This window comes from Ehrlichia minasensis, from assembly GCF_004181775.1.
Lineage (GTDB): Bacteria > Pseudomonadota > Alphaproteobacteria > Rickettsiales > Anaplasmataceae > Ehrlichia > Ehrlichia minasensis.
The window spans coordinates 43989-63743 of sequence record NZ_QOHL01000003.1 but is presented as its reverse complement, the minus strand read 5'-3'; the positions used below and the strand labels follow the sequence as shown (position 1 = coordinate 63743).

The 19755-nt window shown below is 29.4% G+C and carries 9 protein-coding genes; 7 read left to right on the top strand and 2 right to left on the bottom strand.

The annotated features are described in order from the left end of the window. Positions 1–924: 924 nt before the first annotated feature. Positions 925–3339: a DNA mismatch repair protein MutS gene (mutS, locus tag DRF75_RS01345; protein ID WP_045170613.1), complete on the bottom strand. Its 2415-nt coding sequence runs from the start codon at positions 3337–3339 to the stop codon at positions 925–927. 190 nt (positions 3340–3529) lie between these two features. Between mutS and DRF75_RS01340 the strand changes: the two genes are divergently transcribed. The 4 genes from DRF75_RS01340 (at position 3530) to DRF75_RS01325 (ending at position 8218) form a co-directional block, all read left to right on the top strand. Next, positions 3530–4636: a hypothetical protein gene (locus DRF75_RS01340; RefSeq protein ID WP_129992531.1), complete on the top strand. Its 1107-nt coding sequence runs from the start codon at positions 3530–3532 to the stop codon at positions 4634–4636. Then, the gene (locus DRF75_RS01335) at positions 4623–4976 is read left to right on the top strand and encodes a histidine triad nucleotide-binding protein (protein WP_045170611.1); all 354 of its coding nucleotides are present in this window, start codon (positions 4623–4625) and stop codon (positions 4974–4976) included. The genes DRF75_RS01340 and DRF75_RS01335 overlap by 14 nt, the downstream gene beginning before the upstream one ends. An 861-nt stretch (positions 4977–5837) precedes the next feature. After that, positions 5838–6722 (top strand): 4-hydroxy-tetrahydrodipicolinate synthase, encoded by an 885-nt coding sequence (gene dapA, locus DRF75_RS01330; RefSeq protein WP_045170610.1) that lies wholly within the window; start codon positions 5838–5840, stop codon positions 6720–6722. A 347-nt stretch (positions 6723–7069) separates the two neighbouring features. After that, the gene (locus tag DRF75_RS01325) at positions 7070–8218 is read left to right on the top strand and encodes a phage major capsid protein (protein WP_045170617.1); all 1149 of its coding nucleotides are present in this window, start codon (positions 7070–7072) and stop codon (positions 8216–8218) included. Between the two features lie 357 nt (positions 8219–8575). On the opposite strand, the gene DRF75_RS01320 is transcribed toward DRF75_RS01325, so the two are convergent. Beyond that, positions 8576–11314, bottom strand: coding sequence for a 2-oxoglutarate dehydrogenase E1 component (locus tag DRF75_RS01320; protein WP_129992530.1), 2739 nt, complete (start codon positions 11312–11314; stop codon positions 8576–8578). Positions 11315–12053: 739 nt separating this feature from the next. On the opposite strand from DRF75_RS01320, the gene DRF75_RS01315 reads away from it, so the two are divergent. The 3 genes from DRF75_RS01315 to miaB all read left to right on the top strand — a co-directional run bounded on the left by DRF75_RS01315 (position 12054) and on the right by miaB (position 19040). Continuing rightward, positions 12054–12866 carry a DUF2163 domain-containing protein gene (locus tag DRF75_RS01315; protein WP_129992529.1) on the top strand — a complete coding sequence of 271 codons (813 nt, stop codon included), beginning with the start codon at positions 12054–12056 and terminating at the stop codon, positions 12864–12866. A 902-nt stretch (positions 12867–13768) separates the two neighbouring features. Beyond that, on the top strand, positions 13769–17374 hold the full coding sequence (locus DRF75_RS01310; RefSeq protein WP_129992528.1) for a glycoside hydrolase/phage tail family protein: 3606 nt from the start codon (positions 13769–13771) through the stop codon (positions 17372–17374). Between the two features lie 340 nt (positions 17375–17714). Further along, positions 17715–19040: a tRNA (N6-isopentenyl adenosine(37)-C2)-methylthiotransferase MiaB gene (gene miaB / locus DRF75_RS01305; RefSeq protein ID WP_045170608.1), complete on the top strand. Its 1326-nt coding sequence runs from the start codon at positions 17715–17717 to the stop codon at positions 19038–19040. Positions 19041–19755 lie beyond the last annotated feature (715 nt).

The following is a 19755-nucleotide window of genomic DNA, read 5'->3' as shown; positions in this document are numbered from 1 at the left end:
TGATCTTAGCTCAACTATAGAGAAAGATGTTACAGCAAAAACTATGTCTATTGATTATGTAATTATCGAAACGAAATTGCTATTATTTTTCCCATCACTTTGTTTCTTTATAATATATGCTAAGATAATTACTTGTATATATCAAAAATAAACAGTAATACAACATGAATCTACCCATGAATAACTCACTTCTATCAACTGAACATTTCAAATTTTTATCAGCAAATTACAAACTTTTTCTGCAACTCTTCGCTTAACATACTTAAAAGAAACAATCTGCTTTCCATGTTATTCACAAAAATAAGCATTAAATATAACACGTATAAGACTACTTATAGCTTTTTTCTAATTTAACAATGCAAGCATTTACTTATGATTTTCTACACCACTTTTTCATATACACTCTAAAATAACGATGCTGGCTCAGTTATAAAACAAAGATGTTATAACAAAAACCACGTCTATTGGTTATACAATTATATAAGTGGTATTACTATTTTTATCATATCTCTTGCTTATCTATGATATGGTAAGATAATTACTTGTATTTAATGAAAACAAGCAGTAGACAATATGTATAATAAGTAACTATTTTATCACTTAATACTCCAATGTTTACGTAAATACAGACTTTTTACCTTACCATTTCATATACACTCCAAAATAGCTAACCATTTGTACCAACAAGCATAAGCAGTAGCGATAGCAAATATAAAAAATAACCTATTACACACATAAAAGAACATTTTACCAATGCAATACACAAGTATTCATAATTCAGTAAACTACAGTTTTCTATGCAATTATTTCACATATACTTTTAATACACTCTATTCACTTAGTTATTCACTAAGCACAAAACAAAGAGCATAAAAAAATTAAAATGTATAACAAAACTAATAGAAAATTTAAGCACAATACTACTTAAGTCAACAAATCTTCATTTGCTTTTAATTTATTCACTAGATCTTCCGCTCTGTCCAGAACAGATTGTGGGAACCCTGCTAACTTTGCAACATGTATCCCATAAGATTTATTAGTTGATCCAGGTATAATTTCATGTAGAAATACAACTTTACCATTCCATTCTTCTACTTTCATACAGAAACACTTTATATTCTCTAAACATTCTTCTAATTTCGATAACTCATGATAATGGGTTGCAAAAACTGCCCTACTTTTATTAACATTGTGAATCTGCTCAATCACTGACCACGCAATCGATAAACCATCATATGTCCCAGTCCCTCTACCAATCTCATCAAGTATTACAAAAGATTTATCTGTAGCTTGATTAATTATTGCAGCAGTTTCTGTCATCTCTACCATAAATGTAGAATAGCCAAGTGCAATATTATCAGAAGCTCCAACTCTACTAAATATTTTATCAATAACCCCTATGTGAGCGCTATATGCAGGAACAAATGAACCAATATGTGCTAAAATACCTATAAGTGCATTCTGTCTTAAAAAAGTACTTTTACCAGCCATATTAGGCCCAGTTATTAAATGCACTCTTTGCATTGGTGCAAGGTCAATATCATTAGCAACAAATTTACCATTGCGCTCAACTACAGGATGCCTACCTTTTTGAATATTAAATTCATAACTATCATCAACCACAGGCCTAGTATAAGAATATTGTATTGCTAACTCAGCAAAAGAAGTTAACATATCTATCTCGGAAATAGCATAAGCAGTCATAGTAATTTCATCTGCATGCTCAATAATACGCATACACAACTGACCAAAAATCTTTATCTCTAAATTAATTGCTGCATCTCTAGCAGAAATTATTTTGCTTTCTAATGCTTTTAACTCATTTGTTGTATATCTGATACTATTAGCTAAAGTCTGCCTATGAATAAAGTCTTTATCATTAATTAAATAGTTTGATGAAACTTCAACATAATAACCTAAAATATTATTATATAATATTTTTAAATTTTGAATATTAGTAACATTACGATATTTATCTCGCAGTTCTTGAATTAAATTATTACTATAATTTTGAATATATATATACTCTGATAATTGTGCATCATAATCAGGATTAATAAAGCCACCATCTTTAACAATACTAACATTGTTTGGCATCAATACATTACTAAGAGTTTTACATAAATCATCATATCTTCCTAATCTTGTACAAAAATCACTCACAACACTAGTATCAAACTTACTTAGTAAATCAACTAATATGCAAATCTTATCTAATGTTAACTTTAAAGCATACAAATCTTTAGGAGAACATCTCCCAACCTTAACTCTTGTTAAAATACGTTCTATATCTGCAATACCTCTTAACGTTTCCCTAACATCTTTATACAAAACTTTATTATTCACAAAAAATTCAACTATGTCTAACCTACGGTTTATTGCATAAGAACATGCTAAAGGTGCAGATAAACATCTCTTCAACAATCTTCCACCACACGCCGTAATTGTATAATCTATAGAGGAAATTAATGAACCTTCCAAATCTCCAGACTGTGTATTAAACAATTCAAGATTCTTCAATGCTGCAGCATCTATAAACATAAAATCACGATCTTCATAAGCTTTAGGAAACTCTAACTCAGGCAAATTACCTTTCTGCGTGGCTTTAACATATTCTAATAAAGAACCACATACAGCTACTTCTTCATCTCTTAAATCACCTAACCCCTTTAAAGTAGAGATTCCATAAACACTACATAAAGTATTATAAGACCTACTTGTATCAAAAAAACTACTGGAATACTGAGTCACAGAAAATTTATATTTTTTTAAAGTAGAATATATCAAATCTAACTCTACTAATTTATCGGGAATCAAAACTTCCTTGGGATTAATTCTTAATAAATCACTATCAATCTTACTCAAGCTTGTTGTATGATAATAAAAAGATCCAGTAGATAATTCTAACCATGCAATAGCATAGTGATCATTAACACTAACTATACAACATAAATAATTATTTTCTTTCGCTTCAAGCAAAGAATCTTCTAATATAGTACCTGGAGTAACAATTCTTACAACATCACGTTTTACTAAGGCTTTATAACCTCTTTTCTTTGCCTCTTCTGGTGTTTCTAATTGCTCACAAATCGCTACTTTATAACCTAACTTTACCAATCTATTCAAGTAAGACTCACTACTATGAAAAGGAACACCACACATCGGTACATTTCCTTTCTTTGTCAGCACAATATTCAATACTCTAGATGCCTCTATTGCATCATCAAAAAATAACTCATAAAAATCACCTAATCTATAAAATAACAAACACTCCTTATACTGATTTTTTAACATCATATACTGCTCCATTATAGGAGTTATTTTTCTATCATGATTCACTTTTTACCTATTGTTAACACTTATCATACAGTATATTATATGCAGTAACTAAAAAAAGATAATGGGTAAACTGCAAATTGAATAATAAACATTTTAATAAAAATATTAACAATACATAATGACATATTACTATTTGTACTTTATAATTACTAATATGTAGCTTAATCTAAATATTAATTATGGTATCTAAATGCTTGGTTTCTTAAAGAAAGGCGCAAGTGTTATTATAAAAGCAGCTGTAACACCCACCACCAGCAAACTACCTCATCAAGAAAGCGTAGGTAAGCATCTCGAAGGTATGCTCAAGAGTGTTGTCCCAGGCCAAAAATCACCTAGAGAGAAAAATTTTGACCTGAAAATGCATGATCGAACTTACAAATTGGGCATCGAGTTACCAGGCAGAACAAGAGTAGCAGGACATGAAACTGACGTTGCCTTTAAAATACCTTCTTATAAATTACCATACCAAGCATTACAAAAATTTGCAGTATGGCAAGAACAAGATAAAGAAGGAGAAGTCGAAGAAACCAGAAAAGGTGCATTAGCATCATTATTGACACCTATAGCAACAACTAGAGGGTTAATTAGCAGCAAAATTGCAGATCAGTATTTTCAAAAACTAAAAGAACTTGACTCACAACTAAAACCAATAGGTGGAAAAGTCATACTAGATTCCACAGCAGGAAGCTATAAACACGGATTAACCATAGAGCTAGACGTTTCTGGAAAATCAAGAGAACAAATAGAAAAAGAGGTAAAAATAGTTCTACAAAGTTTAGGTATAACCGACTCAAAACTAGCCAAAACTTTTTCTCAAAGATTATATAAAGTATCCACTGATCCAAAAGTTAGTTCAGCAGATATACAAGATACAAAATCTCACACTGATACTGATAATAAGGGTAAAACAGACAATAAAGATATTGTATCATCATCCCCAACACAAAATAGCGATATAGTATCATCAGCACCAGCGCAAAACAGTGATGTAGTATCTTCAGGACATGACCCAAATGCTATGCCAAATAGTGATTTTTCACTTACAAATCCTAGAAATATGCCTTATAACACTAGAGGGCCTTCACACAGTTCAGAAATGTTACAAAAGCTACAACAACAAATACTGATGCAGCAAAAGCCAGAACCACTACTTCCACAGCACATGTCTCCTAGCATGCAACAAGCAATTGAAGAAATAGCGGAAGGTTTACAAAGCAACATCAATGATGAACATGCACAAAGTAGTCCCACTAATCCAGGCATAACTAATACAGGGAAAGTACATGCAAGAAGGTAATAATTCCTATGACAAAGATAATGTTTTTGCAAAAATTCTGAGAAAAGAACTTCCATGCAATATAGTATATGAAGACGAGTTAGTGTTAGCGTTTCACGACATATATCCACAAGCTCCCATACATGTTTTAGTGATCCCAAAGCGTGATTACATATCATTTGATGATTTTAGCGATTCCTCAGCGGAAGATATTAAACATTTCTTTTCTGTAGTAAAGAAAATTACACATAAACTTCAATTAGATAAAACTGGATATAGAATTGTAACAAATCATGGAAAACAAGGAGGACAAATCATTCCACATTTTCACGTGCATATTTTGGGTGGTAAACAATTATAAGTTAAATGTTTAGTTATAATATATATAACATATTAAAATAATATAGTAAGGCACTTCTATCTTGTAAAATAATAATCTCTGAATTATTACACCATAAGTCTGTATATTGTATTATATACAGATGGTAAACAACGATATTTCCAACGTGCTACCAAATACATTTTTTAGAGTAAAGGCATCTGAGTAACTATTGACTTTAATACTCTCAAATTATAGTAATTACATTATCTATACTATAAACTAAGTTTAACTATGTTACACATTTGAGGTGAAAAATAACCATCATTTATAATACACCATCAGCAAAAATATAGCTTTCATAATAAAGATATCCTAGTAATAACTTAATTCACACTCAATTATAATATCTTACCTATAAGTTTATATTTTAGATAAGTAATAATTATCAGTTCAATATATAACAAGCAGAAATACATCTGCCACAGCAACAAATTCTCAGTAATAACTTATTATATTACTACTTAACAATAAAACTACACTATCAAATAAGTTCATATTTACTACATACATTAGACGTCCATTATAATAAATATTACTAATCAGAATTTATAAACACAGTATAATTAAAACACAATTTCACACATAATTATAAGATCGATTAATAAAACAAATCATAAATAAATTGAAATACAAACCTAGAAACCGTGTAAAAATTAATGTTAAGGTACTTTATCAAGAATAAATTTTGAACCTAATATCTTAATAATTATCACATCATGAAAGGAAAAAAATAAACGTGTAGTCAAAGAAAATTATCTTGAATTTTTAGCATAAAACCTATTTGACAATAATAATACTCAGAAGTTATATTAGCATATTATTTGATCAAGGTACAATAATATGCACAATTTAAGTGGTGTTTTTACAGCATTAATCACACCTTTCAAGAATGACTTTTCCATATGCGAAGATACATTTAGAGAATTAATTGAATACCAAATTAGCAATAACATTCATGGCTTAACTCCATGCGGAACTACTGGAGAATACTCGACTTTAAGCTTTGAAGAATACTGCAAAGTAATTGAATTGTGTGTTAAAGTTACAAACAAACGTGTCCCAATAATAGCAGGATCTGGATCAAATTGTACACAAGAAGCTATTAAACGTACACTATACGTCCAATCTTTAAATGTAGATGCAGCATTAGTAGTTGTACCATACTATAATAGACCAAGTGATGAAGGAATATATCAACATTTTAAAGCAGTACACGACGCAACTAATATTCCTATTATTATATATAACATACCTAAAAGGACTGCTGTTGACGCAAATGATGCACTACTTGCACGAATTCTATCTTTACCAAGAATCATAGGCATTAAAGACGCAACTGGAGATATAAGCAGACCACTCAATTTAAAATCACTAATAGATAAAGAAGTTGTTTTATTCACAGGTGATGATGCTACGTGTTTGGGCTTTTATGCTCAAGGTTGTACAGCGGGATGTATCTCTGCAGTTGCAAATGTAATACCTAAAATACACTCTGATATGTACAATGCATTTTTTGCTCATAATATAAAAGAAGCAATGAATGCAAATATATCAATATTTAAGCTATCAAAAGTATTATTTTGTGAGTCAAACCCCTCTCCAGCAAAATATGCAATGAGCTTAATAAAAGGCATATCTCCAACAGTAAGATTGCCGTTAGTAGAGCTAACTCAGGAAAACAAATTAAAAGTCGAGAATGCGTTAAAAGAACTAAACTTAATTTAAAACATATGTTTTTACAATCAAATAATATTGTATTTTCAATACCTATATAGTACATTTCTGTAAACATATAATAGAGCAAGCGTTATAGCTTCATATAAATATTTTATAAAAAATCAATTAATATTTTCTATACTTCCACACTGTAACACTTGCTCTAACAATACATACTTACGTACCAAGTAATATTGTTTTTTTAACATATAATATGCTTGACATAGTATATTTTGTATAATATAATTTTGCAAGGGTCACAGCTTTACAAAATACTCCATAAAATTTACTATTATAATATCTTCTATACTTTCTATGCTGTGATACCTCCTAATGATAAATCAAACGGAGCAAACATGACAACATCAATGTTAGAAATTCAAGAATCTTTAAATAATCTTACAGCTTCATGGGAAGAGTTTAAAATTCAAAATGAAAAAAAACTATTAGATATTAGCACAAAAAGTGGAACATACCCTTCTATATTGGAAAAATTAGAAAAAACAGAAAATATATTAGACATACACAACGAAAGATTAGATCAACTAGAAATATCATCACAACGTCCTATTATTTACGATAATAAATATCACAATGAAGACCATAATTACAAGATGTTTACCCAATACCTATGTAAAGGTATTGATGAAACCAAAAGCACCACTGAAGAACCATTAGATGGATCATATTCCGTACCACATAACATCTCATCTTACATAGAAAAAAACTTAACTCAGAACTCAGTAATGCGACAACTATGTTCCATAGAAAAAATATCCGGTGATAGCTTAGATTGCTTTATCTCAGACAATAACCAAACAAACGTTAACTGGAGAGCAAGTAGTCAAGACACAGATGAAACAAAATCACCAAAAATTGATAAAATTACTATTAACTTACACGAATTATATGCTCAACCAAAAATTACAAAAAAATTATTGGAAGACTCTGCAATAGATGTGGCTAGTTGGTTAATTAATCATCTAGTTGACGCATTCAGCAGAATAGAAAACACTGCTTTTATCTCTGGTGATGGAAATAATAAACCATACGGAATCCTAACTTATGCTAAAAAAGAGAATACTATTGAATCCAAAACATTAAATAGCGATACAATTATTAAACTATATTATTCACTTGACGAATACTTTACTACAAAAGCAGCATTTATAATGCATAGAAGTGTATTGGAAGAAATTAGATCGCTAAAACTAACATCTGGACAATACATTTGGCATCCAGGACTAACTCTAGGAAATCCAGATACATTAATGGGATTACCTGTATATCAAACATCTGATATGCCTCAATTAAATAAAAAATCATTGCCAATTATAGCACTTGCAGACTTTAAGAATGCATACAAAATAGTAGAAAACCGTTCTATTAGAACATTAAGAGACCCTTTCACAAGCAAACCATTTGTTAAATTCTACACAACAAAAAGAGTAGGAGGAGCAGTAATTAATGATAATGCTATCAAGTTTCTAAAAATTACAGAATAAAATAAATAAATTTTCAAAAGATACCAACTTCTCTTTACTACTCAAATATAAAAATTACGCAACGCTTACGTTAAACTAATATAAACCGCAATTTGAATTTTAATTCAATTGATTCCATAAACAAATTATCCTTCAGTACTACAGTAATACATTATGAGTAAACTGTATTACAAATATCTTTACATTAAAATCCACACTTTAACAGATCTATTATACTAATATTTTTTATATAATAACTGCAATCTACCTGAAACATTAACAATATACAGAAATCTTTTTAATTATTATATATAACAAAGAGATTTCTGCCATATTGAAAAACATAATGTAATTACTACAATACTTATTATAAAAACCTCAACTTAACACACGCGACAAAACATCATTCTGTTCATTACTATGCATACTTGCATACCCAGCTGCAGTAGCAGCAGAAGCAGTACGAGAAACACATATTGGCCGTTTAGATTTCACATTTATTTCTATCAACACCTTCTCAATATAACTATTAACAAATCCCCATGCTCCCATATTCATTGGCTCCTCTTGACACCATACTATCTCAGCATTCTGATAATGTGTCAATTCATTTGCTAATTGTTCTTCTGGAAAAGGATAATACTGTTCTAAACGTATTACAGCTATATCATATATTTTATGTTTATCTCTAGCTTCAACAATATCAAAATAGACTTTACCACTACATATTACAACTTTTCGCACCTTATCATTACTACATAATGGATACATCTCACCAATGACAGGCAAAAAAGAACTTGTAAAATCAGATAATTTAGATACCGCCATTTTATGACGTAATAAGGATTTAGGAGTAAATACAACAAGAGGTTTACGGAAATCTCTACATATTTGTCTACGTAACACATGGAAATAATTTGCAGGAGTTGTACAGTTTACAACCTGCATATTATCTTCTGCACATAATTGTAAATATCTTTCTATTCTAGCAGAACTATGCTCTGGCCCTTGTCCCTCATATCCATGAGGAAGTAATAATACCAATCCACTACAACGTAACCATTTAGTTTCCGCAGAAGAAATAAACTGATCAACAATAATCTGCGCACCATTTGCAAAATCACCAAACTGAGCTTCCCAGATCACTAAAGTTGAAGTAGAATCAGTACTATATCCATACTCAAATCCCATAACAGCATATTCTGATAATGGACTATTAAATACTTCAAAATTTGCCTGTAGTATGCCTAAATTATTCAAAGGAATATAGGAATTTCCAGTTACCTGATCTACTAATACCGCATGTCTATGTGAGAATGTCCCCCTACCACAATCTTGACCAGACAACCTAACTTTCACATTTTCTGACAATAAAGATGCAAAAGCTAAAGCTTCACCAGTTCCCCAATCAATGTTTTCACCGGAAGACACCATATCAAAACGTGTTGACAATATTTTCAATATCTTTTTATTAACATTAAATCCCTCAGGAACATTTACTAGCGCATGAGCTAATTTTAATAATTTTCGTTCATCCACTCCAGTATCAGACAAATAATCTACAAAATTACCAGGCACAGGTCTTCTAAAGTTAGCCCAGTTACCTTTTAACCAATCAGCATCCTTGGGAGCATACTTTTCAGACTGAACAAACTCTTCATTAAGCATGCTATTAAATTTAGTTTGTAAAACTTTGCATTCCTCTTCTGTAACAACATTTTCACTAATTAACTGCTCTTTATAAAGCCTCATAGGAGTTTTATGTTTCATAATACAATCATACATTACAGGTTGAGTAAATAAAGGTTCATCACCTTCATTATGCCCATAACGACGATAACATACTATATCAATCACTACATCTTTATTGAATTTTTGTCTATATTCTACAGCCAACTCAACAGCAGCAACCATATCTTCAGGAGAATCTCCATTAACATGAAAAACTGGTGCATCTATTAACTTTGCTATATCTGAACAATAAAAAGAAGATCTAGAATCTTTTGGATTTGTTGTAAAACCTATTTGATTATTAACTATTATATGTATGACACCACGAATCCCATACCCTGTTAAATTACTTAAAGTCAATGTTTCAGCAACAACTCCCTGGCCTATTACAGAAGCATCACCATGTACTAATATTCCAACTATAGAAGGCTTATTACAATCTTGTAATACATCTTGCTTTGCTCTAATTTTGCCCATAACAACTGGATTCACAGATTCTAAGTGAGAAGGATTAGGACATAAAGATAAATGTATAACCTTATCAGTAGATAATTGACGATCAGAAGAATAACCTAAGTGATATTTCACATCACCAGAAACATCTATATCTTTTGGATATGCAATTCCACCTTTAAATTCATATATCATAGCTCTATATGGTTTCTTCATCACTTTTGTCAATACACTTAACCTACCACGATGAGACATGCCAATCACTACTTCACGAAAATTAAACACAGTAGATAAATCAATAATCTTTTCTATAGCAACAACTAAAGAGTCTCCACCTTCTATAGAGAATCTTTTATACCCTGGATACCTAGTATGAATGAACTGTTCAAAACATTCTACTTCCATTAAATGTTTTAATATTTTCTTTTTTTCATCATTTGATATCTTGTTACAAACACTTTCAACTTTATTCTGTAACCACAACCTTTCTTCATGATTTTTAATATGCATAAACTCATAACCAAGTTTACCGCAATAAATAGATTTCAAAGTATCAATGATATCATCTAAAGTAGGATTATTTAACCCTAACACAGTATTAAATGTAGTAGAAGGTTTTACATCACTTAAATCAATATACTTATTATAATCTAAATCACCAGTTACTTGTAACTTTAAAGGGTCCAAATCAGCAACAGTATGCCCATAAGATCTAAAAAAATTCAATAACTCTAAAATTTTAGCATTACAACTATCAATGATATTAACACTATTCGACTGATCAGTAGGCTTAACATTTTCCTGAACATATAAACCGCTAGAAAAAAAATTACGCCACCCAGAAGAAACAGAACTACTATCTTTCTGATAACGCTTATAAATATCCTCTATAACATCTACATTATCAGTAAATAAACAAGTCACATCTTTCATGCTTTTACCATTCTAAATTTCAACAAACTCTTTATCGTGCAAGTTCATACTATTTAAAGCACAAACAATACATAGAATTACAGAAAATAACCTCACAGTAATATATCTATCAAATTCAAAAGATAATATCTCAATCGCATTATAACAATAATTCACTAAACTACTAATCATCAACTTATTTACCAACATTATAAATGCTATAATAAACTTGAGAATTACTTATAAATCACCTTATACAACATAAAATTTTTCTTCAACTTTAGAATTAGAATACATATTACATTTCTCAATAATAAAATATGATTTTTTCTCACTCTTTAACATTATGAGCTTTCCAGTAATTATGACATTTATTATTGCTTAAATACACAATAATTCAAAGGTAAAAATTATCATATGATAACTTAATGACCAATAATTGAACATTACAAAAAATAGTTCAATACAAAAGTAAAAATTATTACGTAACAAATTTACCAGCACTATATTTCGAATTAATAAAATATGCTTGATGAAACAATACCATTCTGATATATTTTAAGTGTTCTACTTCAGAAAGTTTTAGTGCTCACTGTAGTGGTTTATTTGTTCATATATGATAAAGATTAACTTTCTAATCAAAAATCTCTCATTAGTTTTCAAAAAACAAGAAAATTCATATTATCAGCATCACGCTACATAAAATTACGCTTACTGAAAATTCTATAATTTTACCTATTACTATACCTCAAAGACATATATGAAAAACATCAATCCTAAATTACAACAACACCTATCATCTGAAATATTAACTATTGCACATTGCATACAAATTACTTTGCAAAACAAAAAAATAATAGGATTAACTAATTTTGACCAAAACTTATACATAGACAATATTACTTATGAAGCAACTTCTGAATTAATCATCGATACATTAAAATATAATTTTACCCATGGTAATAGTACAAAAATAGAAACCACAATAAACAACAATATAATAAAAAAAGAAGAAATAATATCCGGATTATATGACTCTGCTATAGTGAAAATATTTCTTGTAAATTATACAGATCTTACTCAAGGCAGTGTAACACTATTTTATGGCAATATTGATGAGATAATACTTATTAACGATAAACTAATAGCAGAACTTAGTAGCTTATATAACATTTTATCCAGAAACATTGGAGATTCTTTTTCATCCTCATGTCGAGCACAATTCTGTGATAACAAATGCAAATTAAACAAAGAAGAATTTACCAACATTTACAGTATTACCCGAGTAATAAGTAACCAAGAATTCGAATGCATTAACTTGATCAACATTGACAATTATTATACATACGGATTTATTACATTCATAGGAGGAGAAAATCACAATTCTACAGTAGAAGTCAAATCCCACAATCAAGCATATATAAAATTTTATAACACATTACCAAAAAAAATATCAGTACATGACACGTTTTCTATAGTTGCTGGTTGCGACAAAAGCTTCAGCATATGCAGCAATAGGTTTAACAATAGCAAAAATTTTAGAGGAGAACCTCATATCCCTGAAATACATTAAAAATCATAACTCTGATTCTGCTAAATACAATATCTCAGCATCTAAATAACGTTTTTTATTAATAAGAATCAAGTGTTTACACTACAAAGATAAGCATTTTTAGATTGTCACACATATTAGTTGATAAGTATTATACAACAATACTATGACAATAAATTTAAAAGAGATAAGGCAGAGTACAAACATATGTAATTAATTGATAGAGATGAATCTAATGCTTTATTTTTGAAAAAGATAAGATCAAGTAGTATTTTTAGATTTTCGCATAAGTTAGTCGATAAGTACTATACCAACAATACCATGATAATAAATTCAAACGAGATAAGGGAGAGTACAAACATGTATAACTAATTGATAGAATTTTTAGTAATATACTTGTTGCTACTAAATACAATAACGTCACAATAAATTCACACGCTTCTTACAAAATCTTGCAAAATAACTCAAATTAATAATGAAATACTAAATTAAATACTGAAACAAGAACCTCACTTAAATTGCAAATACTCAGCCTGATTCAATATTTATTACCGATACTGTAGAGTTAACTCTTATTAATAATAATACCCTGAACATACAAAACACTGGTGCGTAATAATGATATAAACTCAAGGCTAAGAAAATAGATCATATGCATAGTAAAATTAAATTTACTCATGAAATAAACTGTTAGAAAGTTTTTAAAACAATCAAATACTTAATACTGGTATTTCTGTAAATCAAAACTATCAATTACATTGATACAAAAAAATGAATACTTACCCTCTACAGGTATATTATAAAGCAATACCAACAATAAATTTCTGTTAATAAAATTATGAAAACAACTAAATCTGCTTTTCACACTACCAATATTACGTACTTAAAAAATATTTTTTCGAGTTTTTTCGGGAGTTACACCTATGTCATCAACTATATTATCAACTATTATTAATACAATCAAAGAATCTATAGCAACATTGCTCTCATCAGAGTTAAGTAATATCACAAATCAAGATATACAAACTCATATCTTAGGTAAGAATACCCAAGCTAAACACATACCAAAAATCAATCATTTAAAAATTCAAACATCTACATATGGCAAAATGATACCTATGTTATATGGAAGTATGCGTATAGCAGGAAATATAATATGGATGGACAAAATTAAAATCACTACAGATGAAGAGATAGTAATTACAAATAATCCAAACAAAAAACCTATTACTCACAGCTCTACACAATACAAATACTCTACAAACTTAGCTATAGCAATATGCAAAGGGTATGTAAAAAAAATCTCAAAAATATGGGCTAATTCACAATTATTAGACTTAAATACATTAAAATACAGATTTTATCAAGGTGCAGAAGATCAAGAGCCTGATCCACTAATGCTAAAATTAATGGGTGATACACCAGCATATCGTGGTCTTTCATACATAGTCATAGAGAATTTTCCTCTAATAGAATATAAAATACCCAATTTCACATTTGAAGTAACAGCACATCCTTTCAATGATACTTACCAAGACCATATAACACACAAAATTAAAAGTATACATATTATACCAGGATCTGGGGAATTTGCGTATGATACAAAAATACAAATGAAAGTTCTTCAACAGAAGATTGGAAATCAGTACATCCCTTACGGAGAGGCACAAAAAATTAACAATCATAGTAAACAAAAAAAAGCAGATGCTTTAATCTCATTAGATCAATTACAAGAAACTTTACCAAATGTACAGTGGATATCTGTAATCGTAAATTGGTACACAGATAGCTTAAATATTAAAGATTGCAATATTTATCCAGCTGTTGAATTCAAATTTAATGCTATTACAACGCCTGATAATTGGAATGTCGCAGGAATAAATAGAGCATCAGCAAGGCAACTCTCCTATACTCTATACAGTGTAGGTACAACTAACGATAAATCTTTAGTTAGATATATCAATGAACTAAAAACAAGAGGTTATAAAGTACTATTATATCCTATGCTATTAACAGATATTCAAGACAATCACTGGATAGGTAATTTGACAGGAGATGTAGAACATGTAAACATTTTTTTTAGCAAACAATACAACCCATTCATTAAGCACTACTGTGACTTAACTAAAGATATAATAGATGCTTTTATAATTGGTTCAGGGCTTATTGGGTTAACAAGAATAAAAAATAATCATAACCATTATCCAGCAGTAGAAGAACTTACAAAGTTAGCAAATTATGTAAAAAATAAAATGGGTAATAATACTATTGTAACATATGCAGCAGATTGGAGAGAATACCATTCCCATAATGGACATTATAATATGGATACACTTTGGTCATCAAAAGATATTGATGTAATAGGAATAAATGCATACTTCCCACTTACTGATACTCCTCAACCTACAAATGGATTTACAGAACAAGATATCATAAATGGATGGCATTCAGGAGAAGGATACGATTACTTTTTTACTGATCCAGAAAAAAAACAAGGTAAAATACCATACACTGAAAGTAATAACCAATATTCTTGGAAAAATATAGAAAAATGGTGGAATCAATACCACATTAATCCAGACAATACCATCACCTCTTGGATTCCAAAATCAAAAAAAATATGGTTTACACAATATGGATTCCAAAGTATAGATAACTGTACAAGTCAACCTAGCATATTTATAGACCATCAATATAACAAAAAGCCAATCTTTTCAAAAGGACATGTAGACTTTCGAGCACAAAAAATTGCAATAAGTGGTACTATTAAAGCATGGAATAACTCTAACATAGTAGAACAAATGTTTCTTTGGGGATGGGATATAAGGCCATACCCCTATTTCCCTCAATTACAAAACATCTGGAAAGATGCTAAAAATTGGCAAATAGGCCATTGGATACAAGAGAAACTATCACTGCTTGAAATATCTAATATAATCTATGATTTATTAAAAAACATAGGATTAGAAAATAATCAAATAAATATACAAAACTTACACAACGAAATAGATGGATATGTAATTACTGATATACAAAGTGCAAAATCCATACTTAACTCATTAAAAGACTTATATGATTTTGAAATAGTAGAACAAGATAACAAGTTATCAATCATTCAGGAAAATCAACTAATACAACACAATATACCATCAGATGACATTTTAACTAACAATAAAAACAATACACAAAAACTTACGAAAACAAAGCCATTTAATCTAGTGAATAGTATTAACTTTATGTACATTAACAAAAACAATGAATACAATATAAGCTCACAGCGAGTCAAAACACATAACTTACAAAATACAATAACACAAACTATTCAAGTTCCAGTTGTCTTAAGTGATCACCAAGCAAAAACCATAGCAGAAAATATTTTAAACAAAAAATCAAATAATAAATACAGCTTTTTTCTTGCTTTACCAATAAAATACGTTTGGCTTGATATTAATGATGTCATACAAGTACAATACAACAACACCTCATACAAAATCAAAATTATAAATATCTATATAAATAACCTGTCAATTAATATAGAAGGCATTCCCTACAATTACACATTAACTAACCACTCTTTTATCCATAGTAATGACTTAAATGATAATCCTGAAAAACAAACTATAGAAACTCCTATACAAATATTTGATCTCCCATGTATTAACAATATAGATAATGTATTATATTTCGCAATCACGAGAATTAAAGGAAATTGGGAAGGAAGTATTCTCTATTCATATGAAAATCAAAATGAACACTACAAAGATGTTTTACCTATAGATACAGAAGCAACCACTGGAATTACGCTATACAGCTTAGGTATAGGACCAATTGCTATACCAGATGAAGCAAACAAAATCACAATCTTTTTGAAAACTGGAAAACTACACTCTATCAAATCTCTATTTGAAAATAACAACAGTAACCTAGCATTAATTGGAAATGAAATAATACAATTCCAAAACGTCACACAGATTACAAAAAACACATATCAACTAAATTATATGCTCAGAGGAAGATTTGGCACAGAGAAACACATCGATAAACATAGAAAAGAAGAACCTTTTATATTATTAGATAGCCTACCCTATCTTAAAACCAATCAATCATCAATAAACAAAGCATTAATGTATAAAGTAATACTCAAAAAATCTACACCTTATATCAAAAAATTAATATATACATATCGTGCTAACAACCTGAAACCATTACCTGTAACACATGTCAAAGGAGAACGTGATATATACAACAACTTAACAATTAGCTGGGTAAGAAGAGCACGTATCAATGGAGAATGGGAAGATGACATTGTTACACCTATAGATGAAAAATTTGAAAGTTACGACATTGAAATCCTAGACAATCAAAATATAGTAAAACGTACAATTACAATAAAAGACAATTCAGTATTTATATATTCTGTTATACAACAACAACAAGATTTCAAATTCATACAAGAAAAAATTAAGATTAGAATATATCAAAACTCTAATATAATAGGTAGAGGAATAGCTTACGAAACCACTTTATAAACATAATTCAATAAGTGATAGATAATCTACTGCAAGAAAAACACTTAAAGAACTACTCACTATCAATATCTCAGACAAAAATCTTATTTTCCATAACACTGACACAAATATAGAAAATTTTTAGTAATAAGTTTTCAGTAATCTATAAACAGAAATATTAGAAGTAGATTAAAACCCTGAATAAACCAAAACACAAATACGTGATGCTATCTGCTATAACTATACTAAGCACAGCAACTTTTTATAAACATTCAACAATTTAACAGAATAAAAATTATTGTTTTGATTCATTAATCACTATATGCTTAATAGAGTACAAGAAGTCTTATCTATACGCTTAATGAAGGGTTTATATATTAAGTCATACGGCTGTCAAATGAACGTCTATGACTCTCTAATTATGGAAAATATCATCAAACCGCTTGGCTTTACTGTAGTAAGTGAACCATCAGAAGCAGATGTTGTCATATTAAATACTTGTCATATTAGAGAGAAAGCATCTGAAAAGCTATATTCAGAACTAGGTAAAATAAGAAAAATACAAGAAAATAAAGACTTAACTATAGTAGTTGCTGGATGTGTAGCACAAGCTGAAGGAGCAGAAATATTTGAGAGAAGTCCATTTGTTGATATAGTAGTAGGTCCACAAAGTATACATACACTTCCTGAACTTCTTGTAAAAGCCCACAGAATAAAAAAACAAGTTATCAATATTGATTTTCCTGTAATATCAAAATTCGACGCAATACCAGTAGAAGAATATACAAAAAATCAAGAAACTTCTGCTTTTATTTCAGTACAAGAAGGATGTAATAAGTTTTGCACATTCTGTGTAGTACCTTACACACGTGGTGAAGAATACTCAAGGACAGTAGAAGCAATATTCAATGAAGCACTTGTCCTAGCAGACTCAGGCATAAAAGAAATAACACTAATTGGACAAAATGTAAACGCATATCATGGAACATACAAAGGATGTGAATGGGATTTAGGTCAATTAATCCAACACATTGCAAAAATACCAAATATAGAACGCATAAGGTATACTACATCACATCCAAATGATATGCACCAATCTTTATATGAAGCACATAGGATTGAAGCAAAATTAATGCCATTTGTTCATTTACCAGTACAATCTGGGTCAAACAGAATTCTAAAAAAAATGAATAGAAAGCATACTGCAGAAGAGTATATAGATATCATTAATCACTTAAGAAAACAACGCCCTGACATTGCTTTTTCATCAGATTTTATAGTTGGGTTTCCAGGAGAAACAGAAGAAGATTTTGAAAACACAATAAAACTTGTAGAAAAAGTAAAATTCTCACAAGCATATAGTTTTAAATATAGTCCAAGACCAGGAACACCTAGTGCAGAGTACCCAAATCAAGTACCAGAAGAAATAAAATCTGCACGTCTTCTTAAATTACAAAAGCTATTAAGAGAACAACAACTTACTTTTAATAGAAATATGATTGGAGAAACTTGTTCTGTATTGTTCAGTGGTAAAAAAGGAAAATTTGATAATCAAATCATAGGTAAAACCCCATATATGCAATCATGTTATATTAACACAGACAATTCAAGTCAATTTTATAACAGCATATCATCTATCAAAATAATAGATGCACACCAAAACAGTTTAACTGGTGTCGTCTGCTAAATGCAGTAATAATACAGCTTTTGCACATAATTATTTGAGTGATAACATTAAAAAATTCTACTTTCAATATGCTTAAATATACACTTATAAAAAACATTCTACTATTTAACACACCAAAATATTTTATCACTATACATTGCAAGATTCAACACCTATACACTAACCAATACTTTCAAGCATTATAGCACTAGAAAATTTAAAAAATATAAGATCGTTATGAGACTAATGACAAACAATACTTCACTAAAATACACACTAAGATAACACTTTTACATTTTTAAGAAAAACTATCTAACTACAATAAAAAATATATGGCTTGATTATTAACAGCTTGATCAAACACTCATCAACAACTTTAAACACTCTATCCAAGTTTTATTCAACTTAAAAACCTTTTCTATATCAACCAACTTAATAACTTCAGTACACACCATAAATTCACATATCAAATGAAAACCATCTATTTACAGTCTATGTGAGGCATATTTAGTAACACACTACATTTTACAATAAATTTTATTAAGCAATTTATCAATAATTTCAAACTTTGTTACTAAACTTTAAAACCGGGAAAACTCCACTTAGAAAACATCTAAAAAAACAATAATCAAGTAATTTAATAAACCACAACACATTCCATATAAATTATCATTATTTATTTTCTAGACTCCTACATCAAAAATATCAAACTATAAACAAAATTTTCATATAAAGC

Coding starts and splice junctions, on each gene's coding strand:
- DRF75_RS01320 (WP_129992530.1), bottom strand. CDS start 11,314: ATGAAAGATGTGACTTGTTTATTTACTGATAATGTAGATGTTATAGAG.
- DRF75_RS01325 (WP_045170617.1), top strand. CDS start 7,070: ATGACAACATCAATGTTAGAAATTCAAGAATCTTTAAATAATCTTACA.
- dapA (WP_045170610.1), top strand. CDS start 5,838: ATGCACAATTTAAGTGGTGTTTTTACAGCATTAATCACACCTTTCAAG.
- DRF75_RS01310 (WP_129992528.1), top strand. CDS start 13,769: ATGTCATCAACTATATTATCAACTATTATTAATACAATCAAAGAATCT.
- DRF75_RS01340 (WP_129992531.1), top strand. CDS start 3,530: ATGCTTGGTTTCTTAAAGAAAGGCGCAAGTGTTATTATAAAAGCAGCT.
- DRF75_RS01315 (WP_129992529.1), top strand. CDS start 12,054: ATGAAAAACATCAATCCTAAATTACAACAACACCTATCATCTGAAATA.
- DRF75_RS01335 (WP_045170611.1), top strand. CDS start 4,623: ATGCAAGAAGGTAATAATTCCTATGACAAAGATAATGTTTTTGCAAAA.
- miaB (WP_045170608.1), top strand. CDS start 17,715: ATGAAGGGTTTATATATTAAGTCATACGGCTGTCAAATGAACGTCTAT.